We start from the raw sequence: 6,072 nt of genomic DNA on the forward strand, positions 1-6,072 counted from the left end.
TATTTTTCCGACTGTACTACCCGTATGCCCTTTTTTAGGGGTGGAATTAAAAAATGCAAGAGTCAAGTTTAATATTTAGATAACACCTTAGAATTTACATAAAATAACAAAATAGAAAGGGGGGTATTCTGAATGAATCAAGATCTTTTGAAGTTCTTAGAGGACTTAAACGAAGAAGCAGAAGTTGCAACTGCTGAAGAAATCGAAGCAGCACAAAGAATAACATTAAAACTGTTTTTAGCCATTTTAATTGGCAACTCACAATTGATGAAAAAATTTTAGAGCAGGAAAGAAATACGATCAAGAATGAAATTAAACAATTTAATATAAACCAAAGAAATAAGGCATTAGAATATCTTCATTTTTTCCTTTTTAATGGTAAGGATTACGGAAGATCAATATTAGGAAGTGATAGTCAAATTTCCAAAATAAATAAATCCGACTTAGAAAAAGGATTAAGTTTATATAAAAAAGCTTCATCGGTTAATGTAATTGGCCCTTGGGAAAGGGAGTATATCCTAAATTGCATCGAGGAATCGAATTTATTAGAAAATCATCATTCTAATTCACGGATTTGTACTGAACTTCTTACCATTGGACAAGGAGAAAGCTTAATACCAAAAGATATCAAAACCCCTTTTGTAGGTGGAGCCTGGTTTTTAAGTATAGATAAATCCCATCAATTATACGCTGAAGTTTTAAAAAACATTTGGGACTCAAGGGTAAAAAAATCTTTTTCAGGTACATTTACACTCAGAATCCAAATTTATAATCACGCCGGTGTTTTAACACTTGACTCAATATTACCCGAAGCAAAGAAATGCAATATAGAAAAAATCATTTCATGTTTAGAATATCCTATAACTTTGCAAGAGTTTAATAAGGCACTAATCAAGCTACATATTAATTACCATCGTTCAGCAGAAGATTTACAAACGAGAATAAAGTATATAAATAATCTGTACATCAACCAATTAGACAAATTAATACTCGGAGATATAGAAGATTGGCAACAAAAAATAATAAAAGAGATATCTTATGAAAATGGTCTTTATCTTTGTAATTCAATTAGCAATCCAAATATAAGGTATATTTCCACAAAAAAGTCTATTATAAAAAATCATAAAGAGGATACCGTAGAGAACTTATCCAATCACACCAATACTGAAACGGGTCTTATTTCACCTATAATAATAAGAAATAATTCTAATTATTATACAGCTGTTTCTTCACCTTTGACTAAGAGGTATCATTTACTGATCCGAATAGATTGTCAGGGGATAGGTCGCCTTTTAATACCAAAAGAACTACCACCTGAAATCCTCACTAAAGGTATGTTAGAAAGCGTTAGGTATGAAGGATGGTACACGCTGTACCATATTTCTTTTTTTTAGTGAAAAAACCATGACAGAATCCATAGTACATTTGCTTGCATACAGATGGAAACCACACCTTAAGACCAATGAAGAAAAGCATATGACAAACCTGGAAATAGAAATAAAGCGGAGAATTATTAAAGTCTTTAAAACCCCCCAAATAAAAGATAGAGGGTACCTTGTAGGCATTAGTATAGTTACTCCAAATAACAATGTAATTAAAGAGAAATATTTTGAAGAATTTAGCAACATAGAGACTCCGCGGACTATACAAAGAGAACAAGTAACAATAGATAACAAGATAATTAAAGCTAATTTCCATGGCGTAGCAATAATCACTCGGCTACCCAGACGATCATCATTATGCGCCTTAATTTTACAAGAAACAGCCTTTGGAACCAATCCAAACTTTCCAACATTAGAAAGCTTAATTCGAGAAAAAGGACTATCTTACCGAATTGTACAAAGTTTGATAACACTTGGGGACGATTTATATATTTATTGGGGTATTCAATGCGACCCATGTAACAAAACTTTATTCAAAGGCGTTGTTCGAGAATGGTTATTTTATTTGGAAGAGCATTCCAATTCAATTGAGATTTGGTTTGAAAATATGTGGGTTTATTACAATCCTCAAAATCACAACTCAATATCACAACTAGTGAGAGATATTGACCGGACAGGCCACTACACAAAATCAAGTTTAGAGCTAAATATGAGCTTTAAGTCGTTTATAAACGACATTCTATCAGAGGAATTCATAGAGGTTAATTTCACCAATTGAACTAGGGGGGGTTTTTATGAACCGAAATCTAAAATTGATTTGGGCCGCGGACGCAACGTCTATATTTGGTACAGCTATATATACGTTAGCTCTTACTCTTTTATCATTTGAGTACACTGATTCTGTTTTTGGGGCAGGAGCTATACTTTTCACATCTATCATTCCGTATTTTTTTATAGGTGTCTTCGCTGGGGTTATTAGTGATCGTGTAGACAGGAAGAAATTGATGATTTTATGCGATATTGTTCGTGGTATTTTATCACTTTCAATACCAGTAGCATATGACTTAAATATATTGACTGTACAACAAATTGTTATAGTGAGTTTTCTAATAACCGCGTTTAGAGCCTTTTTTCATCCGGCAATCCAAGCTAGTATTCCTTTACTAGTGGAAGATAAGACGCAACTTAACAAAGTTAATTCATACATTGGTTCAACTCAGAATTTAGGAATGATGTTGGGTCCTACCTTAGGGGGCATGCTTTTAATTTTTGATTTCAATGTTTCCCAACTGTTGTATATCGACAGCATAACTTATTTTTTATCTGCTTTATTTATTTTCGGTGTAAGATTTCCTGAGACTAAACAGGAGATGGACAGCGAAAAAACTTCAATTTTAAAAGATGCGTGGAAAGGCATTAAGTTTATGAGCTATAAGAATAAAGGTATTGCAATAATAATGTTAGCTTTTGCATCGCAATTATTAGTTGGAGTAGGCGTAATTCAACTTGGAATACCGAAGATTTTAAGTTCAATGAATATGACTGAAGGTAGCATGTTTGGCTATATATTATCAGCTATTGCTTTTTCATCTACAATATCTTCATTTTGGCTTGCCACTAGAAAGGTTAAGCGTCCCGTTATATGGATTTTTTCAGGATATGCTGTAAGGGGCGTGGCGTTTTTTCTACTCGGTTTAACAAGTAGCATAGAGTACATTATATTAGCTGCATTAATTATTGGGTTCGGAAGTACAATATCTGGCACAACCATGACTACATTATTACAGTTGAGAACTCCGAATAATATGTTAGGAAAAGTAATGGCAGTAAGATCTAGTATAGGGAATATCGCAGATGCATTTGCGTATTTAATCGTCGGAGGTATATTATCTGCATTTTCCTTATTTATATCTTTTACATTTATAACTATTTACGTTTTAATAACCACTGGTTTGTTTTCATACTTATGGTATAGAAGCATAAGTAAATCGGATACAACAGAGATAGCTTATCAGTCATCAAGTTATTAATTTTATATGAAAGAGGTATATATCATGTTAAAAGTTTTTTTAATATCTGGGAGCCCAGCCAAACCTGCACATACCACTGCATTAGTTACAGAAATAGGTTCGCAATTGCAAAAAAAAGGATGTGAAATAACTGTGTGGGATTTACAAAAACAACCCCTTCCTTTTGTTGATCCCAAATTTCATCATTCTCCAGGACAACACCCAAGTCCTATAGTAAAAGAATTTGTGAAGCTAGCTACAGATGCCGACTCATTAGTTATCGGGTCTCCAAATTTTCATAATTCCTATTCAGGAGTTTTAAAAAATGCACTCGATATATTAAATATGGATATTTTGATGAATAAGCCAATTGGTATTGTAGCCAACGGCGGAGGATTACGAAGCACTCAGCCTTTAGACCACTTACGAATTGTCGTTAGGGGATTATTAGGATTAGCAATTCCAATGCAAATTTCCACCTGTAACAGTGATTTTATTATGCAAGGTGATACTTATGTAATTAATTCAGGTGATATTCATAAGAGGATTGCTGCTTTTACAGACCAGTTAATACATTATACAGAAAAATTCAGTAAGCAAAGCATATAGGTATTACGAGTCTAATAAAACCTTTTATTATTGAAACTTCAGGCAAATAATTATTATGAAATGCACCTTATAAATAATGACAGAACAGCTGAAGGATGCCAGGGGCTAAAACCCAAAAGTAAAACCGTGAAACAGATAAAGAAGGCTGTACCTCCTCACCTATTGGAAGAAGCCATTCTTCTAAGAAGAGAAGTGCTGGGTCGAAGTGTAAGCCAAATCATTCAGATTTTGGAGTGGGATGGAAAAGCACAGCCCGGACACTTGAAACGGAACACATTACAGGAGAAACTGGCCGAACGAGGCTACAGTTCCACCAAATGCGAATGTATACCAGCTTTGGCACAGCTTGCCCCCAGCTTTCAGAAACGCTTCGGCAATAGTCTTTGGCAATCGGATATAAAGTATGGGCCTTTTCTTCCGATCGGTCCCAACAGGAAGAATAAGCAGGTGTACCTTGTCTTATTTATTGATGATGCCACCAAAGTAAAGGTGTAGCTCAGAGCTATCATTTCAGTTGAGAAAATTATTATTAAAGCTACTAATTGGGGATTAGTTACAATTTTAGAAGAGGAACGTAATTGTTATCTATATGAAATGGGCTACATCAAAACAGGTGTTTGTAAGAAATTGAACTAAAATAACCCTTATATTTTATAAAAAAGATTGTTAAACAGTAGATTATTCATTATGGAGCAACTTATAGATTTAAACAACTTTATTGTTGTATTCTTAGTACAGTGAAGTATCTTCTATTAAAAATTAAACAACTTTATTTTCCCCCGTCCTAAATTTATAACGAGGTTATGCTTGTTTGAGGTTTTAAAATTAAATAACTTTATTGTCACTTTTCAGTCGGGAGCGTACTTAGTACGTTTCTCGATCCTTTTTTGATATGACCTGGGCCTGGGTTTTCCGACCGATCCAAATCATAAATTATCTATAGAGAGAGACAATAATTCTGTATGAATAGTTTTTATGGAGGTATTGGAATGGAAATAGATAAGCAAATGAACTATGGCAGTGATTATAAATATATTCCTGCTACCTCTATAGGCAGCGGTGTCGGTATGGAGGTTTTGCCAGATCTATTTAATTATACTGTCCAGATTGTGAATATTCATTTGGTTGGAAATCCGGAAACAAAAGATTTTGTTCTGGTCGATGCGGGAATGCCGGAATCAGCGGAAGAGATTATTTCCGTGACAGAAGAGCGCTTTGGTGAAAATAGCCGTCCAAAAGCGATTATTTTAACACACGGGCATTTTGATCATGTTGGAGCGATCATCGAATTGGTGGAGCATTGGGGAGTTCCTGTTTACGCACATGAACTGGAACTACCTTTTCTCACAGGGCAAATGAGCTATCCAGAACCAGATCCAACTGTAGAAGGCGGTATGGTTGCGAAAATGTCCCCTTTGTTCCCAAACGAACCAATCGACTTGGGGAGTAACGTAGAAAAGCTTCCTTCTGATGGAACGATTCCGCATATGCCAGAATTCAAGTGGATTCACACACCAGGGCATACGCCAGGCCATGTTTCATTTTTTAGAGAAAGAGATCGGGCACTGATTGTAGGAGACGCATTCGTCACTGTCAAACAGGAGTCACTGTATAAAGTTTTAACACAAGAACAGGAAATAAGCGGCCCCCCAAGGTACCTGACACCAGACTGGAAATCCGCTAAGGAATCAGTCATTAAGCTGGAAGCGTTGAAACCAGCAGTTGCTGTGACAGGGCATGGCATACCTATGATGGTGAATTACTGTCAAACAGCCTGGAAAAGCTGGTACGGGAATTTGACAGTATTGCGATACCGGACTTCGGGAAGTACGTGGGTAGGGGTAGACACTAGACTATTTATCTGAAGGTGTGTGCCTTTGGATTTCCTTTGCAAAAAAACAGATAACCGCAAAAAGGTCCTATAGAAAATATGTACTAGCCAAAAAGATGCCGAAGCCTCAAAAAGAGCTTATAGAAAGAATCTATAAGCCAAAAAGATGCCGAAGCCTCAAAAAGGCTTATAGAAAAAATCTATAAGCCAAAAAGAGGTCGAAGCTGCCAAAAGGCTTATA

Annotated in this window: 6 protein-coding genes and 2 pseudogenes; all 8 read left to right on the forward strand. The window is 35.4% G+C overall.

Going from position 1 to position 6,072, the window contains the following annotated elements; translation table 11 throughout:
* The first annotated feature begins 132 nt into the window (after positions 1-132).
* The 8 genes and pseudogenes from JCM21738_RS24585 (at position 133) to JCM21738_RS20605 (ending at position 5,852) form a co-directional block, all read left to right on the forward strand.
* Entirely contained in the window at positions 133-282 is a 150-nt protein-coding gene (locus JCM21738_RS24585; RefSeq protein WP_023626367.1) for a hypothetical protein, read from the forward strand.
* 584 nt (positions 283-866) lie between these two features.
* Entirely contained in the window at positions 867-1,394 is a 528-nt protein-coding gene (locus JCM21738_RS20580; protein ID WP_035210092.1) for a hypothetical protein, read from the forward strand.
* On the forward strand, positions 1,354-2,160 hold the full coding sequence (locus tag JCM21738_RS20585) for a hypothetical protein (protein ID WP_035210094.1): 807 nt from the start codon (positions 1,354-1,356) through the stop codon (positions 2,158-2,160). The genes JCM21738_RS20580 and JCM21738_RS20585 overlap by 41 nt, the downstream gene beginning before the upstream one ends.
* Positions 2,161-2,176: 16 nt before the next feature.
* On the forward strand, positions 2,177-3,412 hold the full coding sequence (locus tag JCM21738_RS20590) for an MFS transporter (protein ID WP_023626365.1): 1,236 nt from the start codon (positions 2,177-2,179) through the stop codon (positions 3,410-3,412).
* Between the two features lie 24 nt (positions 3,413-3,436).
* Positions 3,437-4,000 (forward strand): NADPH-dependent FMN reductase, encoded by a 564-nt coding sequence (locus JCM21738_RS20595; protein WP_023626364.1) that lies wholly within the window; start codon positions 3,437-3,439, stop codon positions 3,998-4,000.
* A gap of 162 nt (positions 4,001-4,162) precedes the next feature.
* Positions 4,163-4,495 (forward strand): hypothetical protein, encoded by a 333-nt coding sequence (locus JCM21738_RS20600; protein ID WP_148296162.1) that lies wholly within the window; start codon positions 4,163-4,165, stop codon positions 4,493-4,495.
* Positions 4,477-4,670, forward strand: a pseudogene (locus JCM21738_RS27815) (GNAT family N-acetyltransferase); the annotation flags it as partial. The gene JCM21738_RS20600 and the pseudogene JCM21738_RS27815, both read left to right, overlap by 19 nt.
* A 325-nt stretch (positions 4,671-4,995) precedes the next feature.
* Positions 4,996-5,852 (forward strand): annotated as a pseudogene (locus tag JCM21738_RS20605) (MBL fold metallo-hydrolase).
* Positions 5,853-6,072 lie beyond the last annotated feature (220 nt).

The organism is Mesobacillus boroniphilus JCM 21738 (genome assembly GCF_000517385.1).
In the GTDB taxonomy this organism is placed as follows: Bacteria; Bacillota; Bacilli; order Bacillales; family Cytobacillaceae; genus Mesobacillus; species Mesobacillus boroniphilus.